At 46.1% G+C, this 19284-nt stretch carries 24 protein-coding genes; 2 read left to right on the top strand and 22 right to left on the bottom strand.

What is annotated here, in order from left to right:
* The first annotated feature begins 121 nt into the window (after positions 1-121).
* A complete protein-coding gene (locus MTR82_RS09260) occupies positions 122-256 on the top strand; it encodes a YqzM family protein (RefSeq protein WP_036806444.1) in 135 nt (44 codons plus the stop codon).
* A 20-nt stretch (positions 257-276) separates the two neighbouring features.
* Here MTR82_RS09260 and MTR82_RS09255 read toward each other — a convergent pair whose 3' ends face one another.
* From MTR82_RS09255 to MTR82_RS09200, 12 genes are all read right to left on the bottom strand, one after another.
* Positions 277-2490: a DNA internalization-related competence protein ComEC/Rec2 gene (locus MTR82_RS09255; protein WP_246808801.1), complete on the bottom strand. Its 2214-nt coding sequence runs from the start codon at positions 2488-2490 to the stop codon at positions 277-279.
* Positions 2491-2573: 83 nt separating this feature from the next.
* Positions 2574-3164, bottom strand: a complete 591-nt coding sequence (locus MTR82_RS09250) for a ComE operon protein 2 (protein ID WP_052651813.1) — start codon at positions 3162-3164, stop codon at positions 2574-2576.
* 81 nt (positions 3165-3245) lie between these two features.
* Positions 3246-3845 carry a helix-hairpin-helix domain-containing protein gene (locus MTR82_RS09245; RefSeq protein WP_246808800.1) on the bottom strand — a complete coding sequence of 200 codons (600 nt, stop codon included), beginning with the start codon at positions 3843-3845 and terminating at the stop codon, positions 3246-3248.
* Positions 3846-4001: 156 nt separating this feature from the next.
* Positions 4002-4727: a class I SAM-dependent DNA methyltransferase gene (locus tag MTR82_RS09240; protein ID WP_246808799.1), complete on the bottom strand. Its 726-nt coding sequence runs from the start codon at positions 4725-4727 to the stop codon at positions 4002-4004.
* A complete protein-coding gene (gene rsfS, locus MTR82_RS09235; protein ID WP_052651815.1) occupies positions 4724-5062 on the bottom strand; it encodes a ribosome silencing factor in 339 nt (112 codons plus the stop codon). The genes MTR82_RS09240 and rsfS overlap by 4 nt, the downstream gene beginning before the upstream one ends.
* On the bottom strand, positions 5055-5633 hold the full coding sequence (yqeK, locus tag MTR82_RS09230; RefSeq protein WP_246808798.1) for a bis(5'-nucleosyl)-tetraphosphatase (symmetrical) YqeK: 579 nt from the start codon (positions 5631-5633) through the stop codon (positions 5055-5057). Before yqeK ends, rsfS begins: the two co-directional genes overlap by 8 nt.
* Positions 5587-6189 (bottom strand): nicotinate-nucleotide adenylyltransferase, encoded by a 603-nt coding sequence (locus MTR82_RS09225; protein ID WP_246808797.1) that lies wholly within the window; start codon positions 6187-6189, stop codon positions 5587-5589. Before MTR82_RS09225 ends, yqeK begins: the two co-directional genes overlap by 47 nt.
* On the bottom strand, positions 6186-6485 hold the full coding sequence (yhbY, locus tag MTR82_RS09220; protein ID WP_052651818.1) for a ribosome assembly RNA-binding protein YhbY: 300 nt from the start codon (positions 6483-6485) through the stop codon (positions 6186-6188). Before yhbY ends, MTR82_RS09225 begins: the two co-directional genes overlap by 4 nt.
* The gene (gene aroE / locus MTR82_RS09215; protein ID WP_246808796.1) at positions 6472-7299 is read right to left on the bottom strand and encodes a shikimate dehydrogenase; all 828 of its coding nucleotides are present in this window, start codon (positions 7297-7299) and stop codon (positions 6472-6474) included. Before aroE ends, yhbY begins: the two co-directional genes overlap by 14 nt.
* A 10-nt stretch (positions 7300-7309) precedes the next feature.
* A complete protein-coding gene (yqeH, locus tag MTR82_RS09210; RefSeq protein ID WP_246808795.1) occupies positions 7310-8413 on the bottom strand; it encodes a ribosome biogenesis GTPase YqeH in 1104 nt (367 codons plus the stop codon).
* Positions 8410-8940, bottom strand: a complete 531-nt coding sequence (locus MTR82_RS09205; RefSeq protein ID WP_267882913.1) for a YqeG family HAD IIIA-type phosphatase — start codon at positions 8938-8940, stop codon at positions 8410-8412. The genes yqeH and MTR82_RS09205 overlap by 4 nt, the downstream gene beginning before the upstream one ends.
* A 30-nt stretch (positions 8941-8970) precedes the next feature.
* The gene (locus MTR82_RS09200) at positions 8971-9744 is read right to left on the bottom strand and encodes a phosphatidylserine decarboxylase (RefSeq protein WP_246808794.1); all 774 of its coding nucleotides are present in this window, start codon (positions 9742-9744) and stop codon (positions 8971-8973) included.
* A 245-nt stretch (positions 9745-9989) separates the two neighbouring features.
* Here MTR82_RS09200 and pssA point away from each other — a divergent pair, with 245 nt between their 5' ends.
* Positions 9990-10529: a CDP-diacylglycerol--serine O-phosphatidyltransferase gene (gene pssA, locus MTR82_RS09195; RefSeq protein WP_246808793.1), complete on the top strand. Its 540-nt coding sequence runs from the start codon at positions 9990-9992 to the stop codon at positions 10527-10529.
* 58 nt (positions 10530-10587) lie between these two features.
* Here the strand turns inward: pssA and mtnN are convergent, their stop codons facing one another.
* The 10 genes from mtnN to alaS all read right to left on the bottom strand — a co-directional run bounded on the left by mtnN (position 10588) and on the right by alaS (position 19195).
* Positions 10588-11292 carry a 5'-methylthioadenosine/S-adenosylhomocysteine nucleosidase gene (mtnN, locus tag MTR82_RS09190; RefSeq protein WP_052651824.1) on the bottom strand — a complete coding sequence of 235 codons (705 nt, stop codon included), beginning with the start codon at positions 11290-11292 and terminating at the stop codon, positions 10588-10590.
* Positions 11293-11343: 51 nt separating this feature from the next.
* A complete protein-coding gene (locus MTR82_RS09185; protein WP_246808792.1) occupies positions 11344-12081 on the bottom strand; it encodes a YrrS family protein in 738 nt (245 codons plus the stop codon).
* Positions 12082-12213: 132 nt separating this feature from the next.
* Positions 12214-12690 carry a transcription elongation factor GreA gene (greA, locus tag MTR82_RS09180; RefSeq protein ID WP_235199022.1) on the bottom strand — a complete coding sequence of 159 codons (477 nt, stop codon included), beginning with the start codon at positions 12688-12690 and terminating at the stop codon, positions 12214-12216.
* A 78-nt stretch (positions 12691-12768) separates the two neighbouring features.
* Positions 12769-13392, bottom strand: a complete 624-nt coding sequence (udk, locus tag MTR82_RS09175; protein ID WP_052651827.1) for a uridine kinase — start codon at positions 13390-13392, stop codon at positions 12769-12771.
* Between the two features lie 25 nt (positions 13393-13417).
* On the bottom strand, positions 13418-14035 hold the full coding sequence (locus tag MTR82_RS09170) for an O-methyltransferase (protein WP_246808791.1): 618 nt from the start codon (positions 14033-14035) through the stop codon (positions 13418-13420).
* Between the two features lie 92 nt (positions 14036-14127).
* Positions 14128-15252 (bottom strand): endolytic transglycosylase MltG, encoded by a 1125-nt coding sequence (gene mltG, locus MTR82_RS09165; RefSeq protein WP_246808790.1) that lies wholly within the window; start codon positions 15250-15252, stop codon positions 14128-14130.
* A gap of 222 nt (positions 15253-15474) precedes the next feature.
* On the bottom strand, positions 15475-15783 hold the full coding sequence (locus MTR82_RS09160) for a DUF1292 domain-containing protein (RefSeq protein WP_052651830.1): 309 nt from the start codon (positions 15781-15783) through the stop codon (positions 15475-15477).
* A 13-nt stretch (positions 15784-15796) separates the two neighbouring features.
* Positions 15797-16213: a Holliday junction resolvase RuvX gene (gene ruvX / locus MTR82_RS09155; protein ID WP_246808789.1), complete on the bottom strand. Its 417-nt coding sequence runs from the start codon at positions 16211-16213 to the stop codon at positions 15797-15799.
* 1 nt (position 16214) lies between these two features.
* Positions 16215-16481: an IreB family regulatory phosphoprotein gene (locus MTR82_RS09150; protein ID WP_052651832.1), complete on the bottom strand. Its 267-nt coding sequence runs from the start codon at positions 16479-16481 to the stop codon at positions 16215-16217.
* An 89-nt stretch (positions 16482-16570) separates the two neighbouring features.
* A complete protein-coding gene (alaS, locus tag MTR82_RS09145; protein ID WP_246808788.1) occupies positions 16571-19195 on the bottom strand; it encodes an alanine--tRNA ligase in 2625 nt (874 codons plus the stop codon).
* Positions 19196-19284 lie beyond the last annotated feature (89 nt).

The raw sequence follows: 19284 nt of genomic DNA, 5'->3' as shown, positions 1-19284 counted from the left end.
CAGCCGTTTTGGTATTTTGACATTTTTGTGTCTGCCGCTAAATTCCTTTAGATTAATCCGCTTCAATCTAGATTTTTCCACACCCATCGCTTATAATAAGAGGGAATTAGGAGGGATAGCAATGAATGAATTTGAACAGAACGTACAGTCGAAGCGCAATGACGCGATCGACGCAGGAATGGGATTTGTTGTATCATTCGTATTTTTTGCAGCTATCTTCATTATTGCGGCAGTAGTGCAATTTGTAGCTCGCTAAATAGAAAAAAGGTTCCGCCTTTATGGGCCGGAACCTTTTTTTATTGGGCGTATGGCTTCCAATCTCATTTCTCCCTGATCCCAGGAAAATTCAAGCGTCCCCCGCTCTGCTGTATTAATCGTTTTCAACCCAAGATCCTCAAAACGCTGCACCACTTCATCTGCCGGATGGCCATAGCGATTGTCTTTGCCCGTAGAAAAAATCGACAGGGCCGGGTTCACCATTTCCAGGAAAGGTTCGCTGCTGGACGTTTTGCTACCATGATGCCCGACTTTGAGCAGCGTCAGATCCGCGATTTTCTCTCCGTACTTCTCAAGCAGCTCCCTCTCCCCGTCCGCTTCCAGATCGCCGGTAAAAAGGATCCGCATTTCCTCTGATTCCAATAGCAGCACCAACGAGTCGTTATTGCCTTCATAAAGGCTGTCCGGAGGCGACAAGTACGTAAAATTGATGTTCCCCAAACGCCAGGAAGAGCCAGCATATGGAAAAGCAACAGAAGCTTCTTGAGCATACGGCGCAAGTGCCTGCATCAGATCCGTTTCGGCTGAACCCGGCGTTAAATGAAGCTGTTCGATGGACAGGAGCTTAAATAATTCGTCTGCACCTTCTGCGTGGTCCGCATCTGCATGAGAAAGCACCAAAATATCAACAGCAGAAATCCCTTTCCCTTTCAAATAAGGGACAACAATTTGACGGCCGATTTCATAAGGCTTCTCCCGCTCCTGAAAAGTTTCCTGATCAAAACGCAATAGCCCGCCGGCATCGATCACATAGACCCCTTTTCGGTATGGCAATTCAATTACCGCACTGTCACCCTGCCCTACATCCAAAAACGTGATTTTTAGATTGCTGTCGGCATAAGGCATCAATGTAAACAAAATCGCCGGAACGATCAAAACGAGCAACTGCCATAGGCGAAAGCCCTTTTCAGCCAGCACGTAAAAAATCAATACGCTTGCCATCAGCAGAACGGCCATAAGCGGTTCCGGCTTTCCCGGGTTCCACATTTGATGCGGAATTCGAGCGAGCCATTCCATCAGTTCAGCAATAAGGCGCCGCACCGGCTCATAAATGGGAAAAAGAAAGTCTGCGCCGGCCGGCCAAAGGAAAGTCATGCCTAAGAGAACTAAATTTACCGGCAAAATAACTGCGGTATAGAGTGGCACAAATAAACTGTTGACTAAAAAAGACGAAAGGGAAATTTCATAGAAATGATGCAGCAGCAATGGATACAAACTCAATTGGGAAACCGCGGTGATGATCAGTCCATTTTTAATTGCCGAAGCCGACAAGGATAAAAACCGGCTGGAATAGATGATGGCAAACGTAGCGCCATAAGATAATTGAAACCCGATATTATACAATAGGGCCGGATTCCATAACACGAAAAAGATGAAACTTGCGGTTAACACATGCGAAATCGGCCACTTCAATTTGAAGAGGCTTCCTGCTAGGACAATGCATACCATACAGACGGAACGCCAGATGGACGGCGCTCCCCCGGCAAGCAGTGCATAGAGCGGCAAAATGGCCAGCATCCACAGAACGACCGATTCTTTTCGAAAATGGAGCCGGATCAATAGAAAATAGGCGATGCCTGCGATAATCGCCACGTGAAGTCCGGAAATGGCAAATAAATGCGTAATGCCAAGCGTTTGAAATAATTGCCGGTCTTCGGGGCTCATACGGTCTTGCTCGCCGATTAATAGCGCTTCCGCCTCAACAGATATACCTGCTGGAAAACTTTCGCGGATGTGTGTTTTTAAAGATTCGCGCCTGCTCGACATCCAGCTGTTGAAGGTGCGGTTTTCAGCGATCGCATGAATGGCTTCTATTTTCAGCAAACCTTTCGCGCCGTTATGCTTCAAATATTTTTTCATATCAAAAGCAAAACGATGGGACGGCTCAGAGGGCTCTTCGAAAGCACCACTTACCTGTAAGGTCGATTTAAAAAGCGAATTTTCATAAAGCGCTTTTTCTTCAGCGGATTCAAACCGGTATTTGGCATAAACCAGTTCCTTGCCATCGAGCTTGGCAAATCCGCGGAGCCCGTCTCCATCGATTGTATAATTGGCTAAAAACAGCAATTCGCCGGTAAATTCCGAACCGGATTGCGCTTCTTCTTGTTGCCGGATCTCCTGCAGCGCAAAAAACGAGCAGGCCGCCACCCCGATCAATGCCATGAATAAAAGAGGTTCCCGTTTCCAGGCCATCCACAAAAAAAGCAGCGCCATGAAACCAAGCATCCTCGGTGATTCATGCGCTGCATAAGTCGCGGCCATCGTAGCCGCCGCGAAATAAATGAAGAAATTCGGACTTATACTTCGGCTTCTTCTACTTCTTCCACTTCTCCGAATAATTGTTTCACCCGTTCATTGTAATGGGCCAATTCTTCATCGCTGCCGCCTTTTTCCCGCAATTTTTCGAGCAATTCCATGTACAAAGCTGTCTTCTCTACGCTTAAGAAATCAATTTTGCGTTCATCGAATGGCACTTGCACCACTTCAACGCCGGCTTGTTCAAGCAATTCGATTGCATATTCATGGTTTTTGTAATCCGCTGCATAATACAGCCTCGCTATGCCGGCTTGAATGATCGACTTCGTGCATTGGAGGCAAGGGAAATGGCTGACATACATATCCGCACCGCCGACATTGATGCCGTATTTGGCGCATTGCAAAAGTGCATTCATTTCGGCATGGATGGTCCGTACGCAATGGCCATCCACCACATAGCAGCCTTTGTCGATGCAATGGTCGCCGCCTGAAATCGAGCCGTTGTAGCCGCCTGCCATAATCCGGCGGTCTCGGACTATCGTCGCTCCAACAGATAGCCTTGTACATGTGCTTCTTAATGCTAGTAAATGGCTTTGCGCCATGAAAAATTGATCCCAAGTTATTCGCTTCATCTGATTGCCTCCTGCTGGTTAGTTAAAATAAGTGTAGCAGAGGCGAAAATTTCGTCAACCGTCCTTTAGGCTCATAGCCGGTTAATTCACCGTAATGGCCTCTTTCAGTTTTTCAAAAGTTTTGTCGCCAATGCCTGAGACTTTCGTTAAGTCTTCGATGCTTTGAAAATTTCCGTTTTCTGTCCGGTAGGAAAGAATCGCTTCAGCTTTCGAGGGACCAATGCCCGTCAATGTCATCAATTCCTCAGCCGTTGCTGTATTCAAATTAACGAGCGGACTGCCGTCGGCTGCGGCAGGCTCTCCGGCCTGAATGGCCGGAACAGCTCCTTCCTCTCCAATTTCCGGAACGTAGAGAACCATTTCATCTTGTACCACCATCGCTAAATTGATGGACAACGTTTCAGCCGTTTCTAAAAATCCGCCAGCTGCCTGAATCGCGTCTTTTGCACGCGCTCCTGTCTGCAGTTCATAAACGCCTGGATTGGCAACTTGGCCTTTAATATCGACCATGATCACTTCAGGTATGGGATTGCTTTCGATGGGGGTTTCAGTTTGCTGTGGGAGCTCGGGCTGGATCAGTTCCAGCGTCGCTTCTGGATCATCTTGGGGAGCTAAAAAATAGACGGCTGCGGCTATTAAGGCAATGGCCGGGATCAGCAGCCAGCCGATGTTGTCTTTCAACTGTGAAAAGTTCAGTCGGTTTCCCTCATTTCCACAATCGGCAATCAGACGGAAGCTGTCTGAATTATATATCAACTTTCTGTCCGTGTCGAATTTATTTTCAGTCGGCGGGAACCGAATAAAAAAACCATCCGCAAGGATTGCGGATGGCAAATTTTATTTTTTGACTGCGTGGAAAAAAATGCGTTCGCTGTCATCATCAGGTTTTTCATTTGTAAAATCGGCTGCGGTTTCCATTACTTCGAAACCTGCATCTTCGAGCCAAGCGCTATACTGCTCAACCGGAAACGTCCGCTGTTCGTGCGTTTCTTCAAACCGCTCGAAAAATTCCCCATTGCGGATAAAGAAGGTCAAGTCATGGATTACGCTGTGGTCAAAATCGCCTTCAGCTGTATGCCAAATATATGAAATATCTTCTCCGTCATAAACAAACGGGCTGTCCATATAAATATGATCCACTTTATAGAGAGAATGGACATCAAAGAAAAAATGTCCGCCCGCATTCAGGGCACCATGCACTTCTTTGAACGTTTCCTGGACTTGTTGTTCGGTTTCCAAGTAATTCAATGAATCAATGGCGATTGTAACGGCATCAAAGCCAGCTAATCCTTCCAGATGGTCCATCGATAATTGGAGCAGCGGAATTTGGAGCTGGGCATCCTGGAAACGCTGGCTTGCAATAGCCAACATTTCTTCTGACAAGTCGCTCGCTGTCACTTGATAGCCCATTTCAGCAAAAAGCTGCGAAAGGGTTCCTGTCCCACACGCCAAATCCAGCAAAGTGCCGGATTTCACATGGGCAGCAACCCATTCCACATATCGTTCATAAGGAATATCTTCCATCAGTTCATCGTAAACTGATGCAAATTTTCCGTATCTCATATTTCCATTTGTGGAGCTTCTCTCCACAAGCGCTCCAAGTTGTAGTATGACCGTTCATCTTTATGGAAAACATGGGCCACCACATCTCCAAGATCGATCAAGATCCAACGCGCAGCATCAAATCCTTCAACGCTCTTCACTTCATTTCCCGCTTTGTTTGACTGCTCAATTAATTCACGGGCGATCGCTTGGACTTGGCGGTCAGAGTTCCCGCTGCAAATGATAAAGTAATCAGCAAGAAGCGAGATGCCTTCCATATTCAAAACCACGATATCCTCGGCTTTTTTATCCTCTGCGGCATCGTATGCCATTTGTAGTAATGTGTGTTTAGTCATTCTTCACTTTCCCTTTCTGTTGCACGAAGTATTCATAACACTTCAGTGAATCCGGATAAACCGGCTGATTTTTTGATTTTAAAAAGTCAATCGTATGCTTGACGCTGGCTTCCATCATAACATCCAATCCTTGATCTTTTAATTGTCGCAATTCTTCAACTCCTGAAAATTTGCGGTTCGGTTCCACAAGATCGGCAATATAAATCACTTTTTCTAAATCCGACATTCCCGGGCGCCCCGTCGTATGGTAGCGGATCGCGTTCAAGATGTCTTCATCGGTAACGCCGAATTCATAGGCAGCAACATAGGCGCCGACTGGAGCGTGCCACAATTCAGAATGGTATTCGAGAAGCAAAGGATCCATCTGCTGCTTTTCAATGATGGATTTCATCCATTCCCGGTCGGAAAATTTAGCAACATCATGCAAAATCGCCGCAATCTGCGCTTTTTCTTCCGAGACGTTGAATTTTTGGGCTAAAGCCATTGCAGTCTTCATCACCCCGAGTATATGATTAAACCGGTTTTCAGGAACGCATTTCTTCACTCTCTGAAGCATGGTGCTCCGATCCATATAACCGCTCCTTTCGAATATAAGCTTCCACTTTTTCCGGAACCAGAAAGCGAATCGTGCCTCCTGCAGAAGCGCGGTTGCGAATCATCGTTGACGATAGATGGATTTCTGGCGAGTCGATCATTTGCACCGGAAACGGGCTTATATGGGAATAGCCTGGCCGTTTAATCCCGATAAACCGGATCATCGCTGCCAGTTCATCTATGCGGTGCCAAGTATTCAAGCCTTCCACCATATCCCCGCCAATGATGAAATAAAATTCGCTGTCGGGTTCCTTTTCGCGCAGTTTTGATATCGTATCAAAGCTATAGGAGACTCCGCCTTGCCTGATTTCAAAATCTTCGACGCAGAAATACGGCGTGTCTTCTACTGCGAGCGCCGTCATTGCCAAACGTTCCTTTGCACCTGCACCGCTGACTTCTTTATGAGGGGCGATAAAATTCGGCATAAAGCGCACTTCGTCCAAACCGACGGCGTGGAATGCTTCATTGGCCATGATCAGATGGCCGAGATGAGGTGGATTGAAAGTTCCGCCTAGTATCCCGACTCTTTTCATTTGCTCACCGGCAGCTCGATCCGTTTTTTATTGACCGACGGTTTGTAAAGCACGACGGTATGGCCGATCAATTGAACCAATTCCGCATACGTACCTTCAGCCAGCTGGTTCGCTACGTCGTGTTTGTCATCTTCGTTGTTTTGAAGAATACTGACTTTAATCAATTCTCTGGCTTCCAAAGCTTCCTCGATCTGGCGCAGCATCGTTCCGCTGACGCCCCCTTTGCCGACTTGGAAAATCGGATCTAAATGATGGGCTTCGCTTCTCAAAAAGCGTTTTTGTTTACCTGTTAACATAATTTCCTCCTAGTTTATCCGTGATGATGTGGATCATTTTTTCAGTATCCGGACGAATGCCCGTCCATTTTTCAAAGGCAATGGCGCCTTGATAGACAAACATGCCGACGCCGTTCAAAATCCTGCATCCTTTTTCTTTTGCCGCTTTTAGAAACGGAGTTTCAAGCGGCGTATAGATAATATCCGCCACCAGTGAATCCGGCTGAATCTGGTCCAGCGAAAGCGGCAAGGCTTCGCCTTCCGCGAGCCCGACCGAAGTCGTCTGGATAATAATGCGGAAATCCCCTAAAGACTTTTCAGCATCCTGCATCGTGATGGCTTCGCTTCCTGTAGCTGCTGCCAATTCTTCTGCCCGTTGATAGGTTCGGTTAGCGATCGAGACGTCATGAAAGTTAGCGCGTTTCAATGCAAAAGCAATGCCCCGTGCTGCACCGCCTGCTCCGATGATCAGCACTTTTTCATGGAGCGCAATCTGCTCAGTCATGAGCGACCGGACAAACCCGTCTCCGTCCGTATTCCAGCCTTTATAGGATTGGCCATCAAACGTCACCGTATTGACAGCGTCCATAATGATGGCCGTTTCATCCAATTCATCCAGAAAAGGAACGATGGCCTGCTTGTGCGGCAAAGTGATGTTAAATCCGCCCACACCAAGCGTTTTCAAAGCATCGAACGATTCTTTCAAACGCGCCGGTTTTACATGGACCGGAATATAGCTGGCATCGACCCCGTGTTCGACCATCCACAAATCATGCATAAAGGGCGATAGGGAATGGGCGATCGGATCTCCTATTACGGCATACCATTTCTTCATGAAAATCCTCCTAAATCAGCGATGGACGCAAAATCACTTCGACGCCTTTAGGTGCATAGGCAGCGATCACTACATTCGGATGCTGGACAGTAATCCATCCAAGGCCTGAAAATACGATATCTGTTTTACTATCTTTTACCCGGAATTCATGGCGCACTAACTCCGGGAAATCTTCCTTATATTCAGCAGAAGGCGGAGCTAGCATTCCGCCCAGGTGCTGTTCATATAAAGCATCTGCATTTTCCAGCTTTGTCCGGTGAATTCCAAGGTCGTTGGCGACATGGACAGTGAAAGAAGAGCGGTCCCCTTTAATAAAATCAAAGCGGGCAAGGCCGCCGATATAAAGCGTTTGTTCCGCATTTAATTGGAAAACGCGCGGCTTCAGCTCTTTTTTCGGCATGATCATTTTCAAGTCGGCCGGATTCAAATAATGCGCAAGCTGATGATGGTTGATGATTCCCGGCGTATCGTATAGCGAACGTTTGTCATCCAGCGGGATTTCAATAATATCAAGTGTCGTTCCCGGGAAATGGGAAGTGGTGATAATATCAGACTGCCCGGTTGCCTGTTTGATAATGCGGTTGATGAACGTCGATTTCCCGACATTCGTAGAGCCGACCACATAGACATCTTGCCCTTTGCGGTATTTATCGATCATGGCCATCGCTTCATCTATTCCAGTGCCTTTATGGGCACTGACCGTTAAGATGTCAATCGGCTTCAAGCCCAGTTTCTTCGCTTCTTGCTTCATCCAGTTGACCAGTTTTTGCTGTTTGACTGATTTCGGCAATAAATCTGCTTTATTGGCAATCAACAGGATGTCGTTGTTTCCGACAAACCGGTGAAGGCCTGGCAGCCAGCTGCCGTTAAAATCAAAGATATCAACGATTTTCACAATCAGCCCTTTGCGTTCTCCTAGTCCATTCAGGATTTTCAGGAAATCGTCATCTGTCAGTGAAACCGGCTGCAGTTCGTTGTAATTTTTCAAACGGAAGCAGCGTTGGCAAATAATTTCTTCTTTATCTAAAGACGATGCAGGAGCATATCCCAGTTCGCCGGGGCGATCTGTCTGGATTTGCGCTCCGCATCCGATGCATGTTGGCATTTCGTTCAATTTTCTTCCTCCCAAGTAAGTTGACCTTTTTGTTTTAGTTTTTTCATGATGCGGCGTTCCACCATTCGGTTAAAACGCGTAAAGAAACCGTCTGACTGCGCGACTGGCAGCACAAGAATGGTGTGGAATTTGTTCAAGTTGCCGCCGAAAATATCCGTCAGCATCTGGTCTCCGATAACCACGACATTTTCCCGCTTTACATGCATAATGGCCAAAGCTTTACGAAAAGCCCGTCCCATCGGCTTTCTTGCCTGAAAAATAAAAGGGATGCCAAGCGGATCCGCAAAAGACTTCACGCGAAGTTCATTATTATTGGACACAATGACCACTTGGATGCCGGCATCCTTCATGCCCTTCAGCCATTCAATCAGCATCGGCGTCGCATCTGCCCGGTCCCATTCAACTAAAGTATTGTCCAAATCCGTGATGATTCCTGTTACATTCTGTTCCAAAAGCATCTCTGGCGAAATGTCATAGACTTTTCTCACGTATTGGCTCGGTATAAAATATCGATACACTGCAAACAACTCCTGTTTCTCCGAACTTAATGCTATTGATTATACCATATATGCGAGTGCTTCTCCCATATAGATACGTTTTCCGGCGCTCACATTCCCGTAAAATTCAATGCTGTCTTTTTCAAAGAAAAGCACTACAGTCGAACCGAAGCTGAAATAAGCAACTTCCTCTCCCTTTGCCCATTGATCCGACAGATTCGTCAAACGAATAGAATTTACGAACATGGCACCGACTTTCACCGACAACATGTGCCCGAATTCCGTTTCAAGCTCAGAAATCAGACGATAATTCCCACTTAGAGGCGATTTGCCAAACTTTAGCCCCCATCCATTAACGGGATACGATTTTTTTCCAAGGATATATTGCTTGACGATTTTCCCATTCGCCGGACTGTGTATTCGGTGGTAATCGGCAGGAGAAAGATAGAGAACAATGTATTTCCCTCCCCGGTACCGGTCCGCTAACGCTTTATTGCCTAGCAGATCTGCAAGAGAATAACGCTGGCCTTTCACAAGAAATTGAATGCCTTCATGCAAATCTCCTACAATTTCGATTTGGGCATCCACTGGCGACACAATCTCCGCATCAGCAATCGGCCGGCTCTCCGGCTTCAATGTACGAATGAAAAAATCATGCAAAGTCGGAAAAGATGTGAGTGGATTTTCGATATCGTTTGTATCAATTTTGTAAGTTTTAATATAGCCAGGCACAAACTTTCGGCTTATCGGTGATTCAGCAAATTTCTTGACCAGGCCAGAAGTTAAAGGGCCGTTCGTCAATTCAATTGATTGCTGATAAAGTTTTTTCTTCACAGGAGCACCTCCATCGCTTAAAATAGTCTACCATTTTTTGGCCTTTCACAGTATAATGAAATGAATAAGCGGGTTATAAATATACAGTATCTTCTTAAATTCGCCCGTTCTGTTGGCATGCATGCCGGATTATGCCATACTGAATAATCCCCCGCCTACTCCACCGAAAAGAATGTACACGATAAAATCGCAGGCATTTGTAAATTACATCTGCTGTAGACTAGACAAAAAAGGAGTGTTTTCCATTGCTGATAATCGAACGAATGGATAGCACAATTAAAAAGCTGAGATCTCAAACTGCAAATATGCTCACTATCGGCAATATGACTTTTGGCGGCGCCTCAATCATGGCCTCGTTAAACGGCTTCTATAGCTATAGCGTACTTTTTATTTTCATTGCCGCATTTCTAGACCGTTTTGATGGAATGGTCGCAAGAAAGTTCAATCAGGAATCGGAACTTGGCAAACAGCTCGATTCGATGAGTGACATCATCTCGTTCGGTGTTGCACCCGCAATTCTAATCTATGAATTGGTTTTGACCGTTTTCGGCATAACGGGCATGGTGTTCACGGTGATTTATATAGCCAGCGGCGCTTTCAGGCTCGCCCGCTTCAACATCTCTGAATCGAACGGCTATTTTGTCGGTTTGCCGATCACGGCAGCCGGAACAGTTGTCACGTTGTCCTTTTTCGGAATTTCGGTATTTCCGCCAGTTGCTTTCATGTTTCTTTTCATGATTTGCTCCATCTTGATGATCAGCACATTTACCTTAAGAAAAGTTTAAAAGCTGGAAGCGTTGTAAAAAACGCTTCCAGCTTTTTTCTTTTGCTCATACGAATGAATTAAATTCGGTCTGCCAAGCGCTCGATTACATGAAGAACGATTTGCGTCGAATGTTTTGCCGCTACCGGAAGGAATTCATCAAAAGAAATATTCGATTCTTTGCCGGCGATGTCGGATAGCGCACGGATAACGACAAAAGCCACATTAAATTGATAGCACACCTGCGCAACGGCAGCTGCTTCCATTTCCGAGGCTTTCATTGCCGGGAAAAACTCCCGCACTTTCGCTACGCGTTCCGGATCGTTCATGAATGAGTCGCCTGTAGCAATCAAGCCAACTGCATGAGCGTGCTCTCCGATCTCTTCTACCGCTTTTACGGCCAGTTCAATCAATTCTTCATTGGAAGTAAAAGCAGCCGGCATTTGCGGCACCTGGCCCATTTCATAGCCAAAAACCGTCACATCCACATCATGGTGGCGAACTTCGTCTGAAATGACAATCGCGCCAACTTCCAATTCTTCATCAAATCCGCCAGCGGATCCCGTGTTGATCACGATATCCGGTTTGAAGTGATGAAGCAAAAGGGTTGTCGACATGGCTGCGTTCACTTTCCCGATGCCGCTTTTCAGCAAGACAACTTCTTGGCCTTTATATGTACCGGAGGTGAACTCGCAATTTGCAATCGTTTCTGTCTCCGTATTCTCCAAACTGCTCCGCAGCAGTTCCACTTCTTCTTCCATCGCACCAATTACGCCAATTTTCATTTTATTATCATCCTTTCGTCCTTAAATCATTTCGAAAAAAAAGACGCCTTATTAATAGGCGCCATCAAGCGTTTTTAATACATCCATTTTAACAGGTTTCCAGCCTTCGCTGTCAACCCATTCAAGATGGACGCGATATTTTTGGGATTGGTCTTTCGACTGGACGACACCGATAGATTTTTGCGGCCCACCGCCGTTTTTCACCATCATGATATACATATTATCTTCGCCTAAACCCGTCGCATAAGAAATGGCCTGGATTTTTTCATTCCAATCTACTGAACCTTTTTCATAGACCGAAACATGGTTGCCGGATTGGGAAGTGCCGACCGGCTCCCAGCTCGTGTTGATGACGGTTTCTTCCACGATAGGATCATTTGATTCCTCACGCGTAATTTTTCCGCCAACCGTCACTTTGCCTTCTTCTGCTTCGTCAGCATTGTCTTCTTCAGCTGCTGCGTTCTCGTCAGCAGTTTCAGCTTCTGTGTCTTCGGCAGCCTCTTCGGTCGATTCCTCTGTTTCTACTGCTGTGTCCGTGTCTGTCGTTTCTTCAGTTGTTGCTTCGTTTTCTGCTGCACTCGTATCTTCTTCGCTCGTTTGCTGTTCAGTATCTGATGCGATTTCCACCTGTTCAGGCTCCGCCGCATTTTCTTCTCCATTATCCAGGAATATAAAAGCTCCCGTAATAAGGATTAATGTAAATACCAAACCGATCATCATATTCAAAATAGAATTGGACCGGTTTTTCTTTTTCAAACGAGAAGGATACGGATTTTGTTCATTTGACATTCAATTGCCTCCTCTTCACATTATTTTAGCATAATGCGCTCTAACAAATTTGACGATTTGACGAAAAGAATGTTTCATTTTCGATTATTTTTTAATAAAAACAGCCATTCTTACTAAGAATGGCTAAAAGTATTAGGTAATTGAAACGATTTTAATTTCCATTTCGCCGCCTGGCGTCAAAACTTTAACATTTTCTCCAATCGTGCGGCCGATCATGCTTTTTGCAATCGGCGAGTCATTGGAAATGCGCCCTTCCAATGGATCTGCTTCAGCTGACCCAACGATTGTATAAGATTCTTCGTCGCCATCCGGAACTTCTACAAAAGTAACCGTTGTTCCTAAACGGACGATATCTTTGTTCAATTCATTTTCGTTGATGATGACCGCATTGCGGATCATCGATTCCAATGTTGAAATTCGACCTTCTACAAATGCCTGGTCTTCTTTAGCCGAATCGTATTCAGAGTTCTCGGAAAGATCCCCGAAACTGCGTGCTATTTTGATCCGTTCAACGACTTCTTTGCGTTTTACGGTTTTTAAGAAATCCAGTTCTTCTTCCAACTTCTGCTTTCCTGCAGCTGTCATCGGAAATTGTTTTTCGTTAGCCATTGTTCCCACTCCTTCAACTGCTGACTTTGGATTGTTGCTATCCGTCAGTCTCGTATCATCATATTATAAACTGTCAATCTATTCAAGAATTGTTTTAATTTTTGTAACCATCAAGTCAATTGCGACTTCGTTCTGCCCGCCTTCAGGGATAATGACATCTGCATAGCGCTTTGTCGGTTCGATAAATTGATTGTGCATCGGACGTACAACGGTCAAATATTGCTCGATGACTGAATCGATCGTCCGTCCCCGCTCATTGATGTCGCGCAGCAAACGGCGGATGATCCGCAAATCGGCATCGGTATCGACAAATAGCTTAATGTCCATCAAATCGCGAAGGCGCTGATCTTCAAGGACGAGAATGCCTTCTAAAATGATGACATCTTTCGGCTCAATCGCCACCGTTTCTTCAGCACGGGTATGTAGGGCATAATTATAAACAGGCTTTTCGATCGGTTTTCTATCGATCAATTCATTGATATGGTCGATCAGCAAATCCGTATCGAAGGCCAGCGGATGATCATAGTTCGTTTCCAGCCGTTCCTCAAATGCCAAATGGCTTTGGTCTTTGTAATAGTAGTCCTGCTCAATCACCACTACTGAATTTTCTTTGAATACTTCATAAATGGAATTCGTTACGCTCGTCTTGCCTGAGCCGGATCCTCCTGCAATTCCAATTACGACTGGACGGTTTTTAGACATTCTTCCATACTCCTTGCAAACTATATTATTTTTTGAATGGCTTTTTACGGCAAATCATGATGCCGTCTCCTACTGGAAGCAACTCCACTTCGTAAGAGGGATGATTCAGCATATGTTCTTTGAAGGCTTTGAGATTCCGGATCATTGTCCGTTTTCTTCTTGGAATTTCCGAGATCTCCATATCGGCCATGCCGTGCATATGCATATTATCACAATAGATCAAGCCGTTGTCAGCCAACAGGCTTTCGTATTTCACAAAAAACTTTTCATATTGCCCTTTGGCCGCATCGATGAAAATCGCATCATAGGAAGGCTTCAACTGCGCTAAATCCATTTCCAATGCATCGGCATGGAAAATGCGGATCGCCTCGCTCATCCCGGCAAGCGAAATAAATTCTACCGCTTTCTCGTAGCGGGTATCATCCCGTTCAATCGTATCAACGTGGCATCCCGGCATTCCGGCAGCCATTTTAATGGCTGAAAACCCGATTGCCGAACCGATCTCCAAGATATGGTGCGGCTTTTGCTCTTTTAGCAAAACGAGCAATTCGTCTATTCCGGACTCTTCCATAATCGGTACGTGATGCGTTTCTGCATATTTTCTGACCAATGCCAAAGCAGCGGATAAATTCTGTTGTTCCATCGTTAAAAGCTCCTTTTTACCGCAGCAAAAATTACTACCTATAATAACATAAAACAAGAAGGAATGCGAGGTCGCTTCCTTCTTGCCCATCATCAGTTGCCGATGTATTCAGCCTGATTCTTCAAATGTTCGTCATATGTCTTAGCAAAATGATTGACTCCCTCGGAATCGGCTAAGAAATAATAGTATTCCGTCGTAGCGGGATCCAACACAGCCTGGATTGAGGAAGCTCCGGCTCCGGCAATCGGCCCCGGCGGCAATCCTTTGTTTTGATAGGTGCTATACGGATCTTCGAATTCATAGTCTTTATTGAACAAACGTTCTTTATGTTCGCCCATTGCATAAATGACGGTCGGGTCTGTCTGCAGCGGCATACCGTCGTTCAAGCGGTTGTAGAAGACACTGGCAATCGTTTCACGGTCTGCCTGGGCTGTCGCTTCCTCTTCAAGAAGCGAAGCGAAAGTCAGCAGCCAATGCGGCGTCTTTTCCATTTCTTCGAGTACAGCCTGATATTGGGATACGACTGAGTTCGTAGCATCCAACATCTGTTTAATGATCAAATCTAGTGACGGATCTTCTTCGTAAAACGGATAAGTTGCCGGGAATAAATAGCCTTCCAGGGCAAACTTGACGTTTTCGCCTTTGATTTCATCGGTCAAGAGCGTCGGGTACTCATTCATCAACTGGTCGATGTAAGCTTCATCCGTTACACGCGCCATGAATTCTTCAGCTGTGTAATCGGTTTTTTCTTCAATAACCCGCGTTGCAATTTCTTCGAGCGTCAGCCCTTCAGGGACCGTGATTGAAAACAGCGGTTCACGGTAGACTTTGCCGGTTTTCAAGCTTTCCGTAATTTCATCCAGCGTCATCGACGGCAATAGACCATAAGTTCCCGCCTGGAAATCTGAATGATTGTTGAACTTCACGTAATATTTGTAGATGCGGGCATTTTTAATCAGCCCTTTTTCTTCGAGCAATTCCGCAATGCTGTCCAGATTCGAACCGATCGGCACTTCGATCTCAATCACTTTTTCAGAATCCGGATTGACCGGCTCTAATGCACTCGTGACAAAATTATAGGCCAGGAATCCAGCGACTCCGACAATCAGCAGCAGGACCAAGGCAATGATCGCCACAATCCGCCGGACTACCTTCGTTTCTTTCTTCTTTTCGCTCATCCGTTCGAACATGATCTGTTTCTTTGACGGCTTGTCCATGGGTTCCCCCCTTAGCTTTATCTTCATTCCATTTTAATGGCCAGCAAGACTCTGCCCGGATAAGCAGAAAATCACTGGCCACTCTCATTGGTTCCACACTATTGAAACGCAGCAGGAATGAAGAAGTTCCATGTCTTGAAGTATCTCTCTATCAGTATACAGAAATCGTCCCAAAAGAAAAAGACGGAATCAGCCTTCAATTCCGTCCCTTTCCAATTTAGATTAAAATTCTTCTTCTTGTTCCTCTTCTTCAAGGAACGTGTTCAGCATTTCTTCGATCATGTCCCACTCTTCGTCCGTTTCAACCGGGCGAAGTTCGCCGCCAGCGATTTTTCCATCTGCATCTTCGTTTTCAGTGAAAGAAGAAGCCTGGATTTCAATTTCGCCTTCGTCATCTTCCTCAGCGCCTACCGGGAAATACAAAACGTATGATTTTCCGAAATCCTCTGATTCAAATGTAAACAATACCTCAAATAATTGTTCGTTGCCGTTTTCATCTACGACCGTAATATGCTCTTGTCCGTGTTCCATTTGGGTCACCTCATCATTTTTTAAAATCAAGATAGCCTTGCAAAATCATGACTGCCGCCATCTTGTCGATCACTTTCTTGCGGTTCTTTCGGCTGACGTCTGCTGAAATCAGCATTTTTTCTGCCGCCATCGTCGTAAGCCGTTCATCCCATAGCACAACCGGCATTGAATACGCTTCTTCAAGCAGAGCTGCAAATTTCTCAGATGCTTCGGCGCGCGGACCGATTGAATTGTTCATGTTTTTCGGATAACCGACAACGATCTGGCTGACTTCGTACTGTTTGATCAATTCACCTAAACGCTCCAGGCCGAATTCACCTATTGCTTCATTGATTTTGACAGTTTCGATGCCTTGGGCCGTCCACCCAAGCGCATCGCTGATGGCAACGCCAATTGTTTTCGAACCGACATCCAGTCCCATTGTTCTCATGTTATTCCTCGTTATTCTTTTTGATGTAGAATTTCACAAGCTCTTCCAGAATTTCATCCCGTTCAAGTTTGCGAATCATATTGCGTGCATCCTGGTGGCGAGGAATATAAGCCGGATCACCTGATAATAAATAGCCGACAATCTGATTGATTGGGTTGTACCCTTTTTCTTCAAGTGCAGCATGAACCTGAAGCATCACATGCTTCACTTCCTGCTCCATCGATTCATCAGACGGATTGAATTTCATAGTTTGATCAAATGAACTCACGACAAGCACCTCGCTTTCGGATTTAGATAGGAGATAAACGTTCTCGCTGCCTGACTCTCATTATAAACGATATCTCCCATTTATTAAACCTATTTGAGCAAGTTGTAGACAGATTCCAAAGCTTCATCCAGTTTTTCCGGATTTTTCGCACCCGCCATCGCCATATCCGGACGGCCGCCGCCCTTGCCTCCGCAAAGTTCAGCTACGTGTTTGACGATTTGGCCGGCATGATAGTTCCCGCCTGCCAATTCTTTTGTCACACCTGCCACCAACATGACTTTTTCACCGTCAGCAGCGCCCAGCACAATAACCGCTTTCTCAAATTTCTGCTTCAAATCGTCCATCATTTGGCGCAATTGGTTGTTGTCTTTTGCTTCAACGCGTGCAGAAAGCACCGTAATATCATTTACTTGGCGTGCAGCTGCCATAATTTCAGAAGACTGGGCATTCGAAATTTTTGCCATCAACGATTCGTTTTCGCGCTGAAGGTTTTTCATTTCCTGCTGGAACGATTGGACTTTTTGGATCAGGTCTTTCGTCGAAGATTTCAATAGGCCCGCAGTTTCTGTGAGCAAGTTTTCGCTGTCTTTCAAGTTTTCATAAGCGCCTTTGCCCGTTACTGCTTCAATGCGGCGAATGCCCGCACCGATGCCGCTTTCCGAAACAATTTTGAAGACGCCGATTTCAGCTGTATTTGCTACATGGACACCGCCGCAAAGCTCAAGCGAATAGCCGCCGATTTCAACAACCCGGACCACGTCTCCGTATTTCTCGCCGAACAAGGCCATAGCCCCCATGTCTTTTGCTTCTTGCAAGTTATGGTAGCCGGTTTGTACGGAAATGCCTTCCCAGACTTTCTCGTTGACGATTCGTTCGATTTGCTCCAGTTCCTCACTCGTTACTTGCCCGAAATGAGAGAAGTCAAAACGGAGTCGATCCGGTCCGACATAAGAACCCGCCTGATTGACATGTGTCCCTAAAGTGTCTTTAAGCGCTTGGTGCAATAAATGCGTTGCCGTATGGTTTTTGACCGTGTGGCGGCGTTCGCTTGCATCCACTTGCGCGTGTACCGATGCTTTTGTCAATTCCCCGGTTTCCACTCTGACCGAATGGAGGTTTTGGCCATTCGGCGCTTTTTTCACATCGAGCACGACAGCTTTCACCAAGTCGTTCGTCAATTTACCGTGGTCAGCAATCTGACCGCCGCTTTCAGCATAGAATGGCGTCTGGTCCAGAATAACCTGCACTTCTTCCCCTTCATGTGCGCTTTCAGCCAACTCGCCGTCTTTAATGATGTAGAGGATTTTTGCATCTGCTACCGTTTGTGTGTAGCCGATAAATTCGCTCGCTTCTTTAATGTTCCCCAGCACTTCCGATTGCGTCTGCATCGAGTTGACGTTCTGGCGCGCACTGCGTGCACGGTCGCGCTGTTCTTGCATCGCTGCTTCAAATCCAGCGTGGTCAATCGTCATGCCTTCTTCTTCCGCATATTCCTCTGTCAATTCAACTGGGAATCCGTACGTATCATACAAACGGAATGCATCTTCTCCAGGAATTTCCGAATGGCCGGATGCTTTTTGCTGCTTGACGACTGTCGATAGAATCGCTAAGCCGTCATGCAAGGTTTCATGGAAACGCTCTTCTTCCAATTTCATGACGCGGATGATGAAATCTTTTTTATCCGTCACTTCCGGATAGAAATCGTTCATGATGTCTCCGACTACCGGCACCAGTTCAAACATAAACGGTTGTTCAATGCCCAGTTTTTTCGCATAGCGGACAGCTCGGCGCAGCAAGCGGCGCAGAACATATCCGCGTCCTTCGTTTGATGGAAGCGCTCCGTCTCCGATTGCAAAGGCAACGGTACGGACGTGGTCAGCGATGACTTTGAACGCCATATCTGCATCTTCGTCTTCGCCGTATTTCTTGCCGGAAATCTCTTCCGTTTTCGCAATGATCGGCGTGAATAGATCGGTATCGTAGTTAGTCGGAACGTCTTGAACGACAGAAGCCATGCGCTCAAGTCCCATACCGGTATCAATGTTCTGTTTCGGAAGCGGTGTATACGTATGGTCCGGATTGTGGTTGAACTGAGAAAATACCAAGTTCCACACTTCCAGGTAACGGTCGTTTTCGCCGCCAGGATACAATTCCGGATCATTCATGTCGCTGCCGTATTTTTCGCCGCGGTCGTAGAAGATTTCCGAGTTCGGTCCGCTTGGGCCTTCGCCGATATCCCAGAAGTTTCCTTCCAGGCGAATAATGCGCTCAGCCGGCACGCCGACTTCATTCAGCCAAATGCCGTATGCTTCTTCATCTTCCGGATGGATCGTGACAGAAAGCTTTTCAGCATCGAAGCCCATCCATCTTTCGTCAGTCAAAAATTCCCAAGCCCAGTGGATCGCTTCTTTTTTGAAGTAATCGCCGATCGAGAAATTCCCGAGCATTTCGAAGAACGTATGGTGGCGCGCTGTTTTACCGACGTTTTCGATATCGTTTGTGCGGATCGATTTTTGCGCATTGACGATTCTCGGATTTTCGGGAATCACGCGCCCATCAAAATATTTTTTCAACGTTGCGACACCGCTGTTGATCCACAATAATGATGGATCTTCGAACGGGACTAAAGGCGCACTTGGTTCTTGATCGTGGCCTTTTTCTTTAAAGAATTCGATATACAATCTTCTGATGTCTGCCGCTTTCATGTTTTTCATCGTTATTCCTCCTCAATTCTTTTAGCTAAAGCCGGTTTGGGCGGCAAGCGCGGGGATCGGGCACAATAAAAAGCCCCCATCTCTTGCGC

The sequence above is a fragment of the Planococcus ruber genome (assembly GCF_022819085.1).
GTDB classification, from domain to species: Bacteria; Bacillota; Bacilli; order Bacillales_A; family Planococcaceae; genus Planococcus; species Planococcus ruber.
This window is presented reverse-complemented; position numbering and strand designations above follow the sequence as displayed.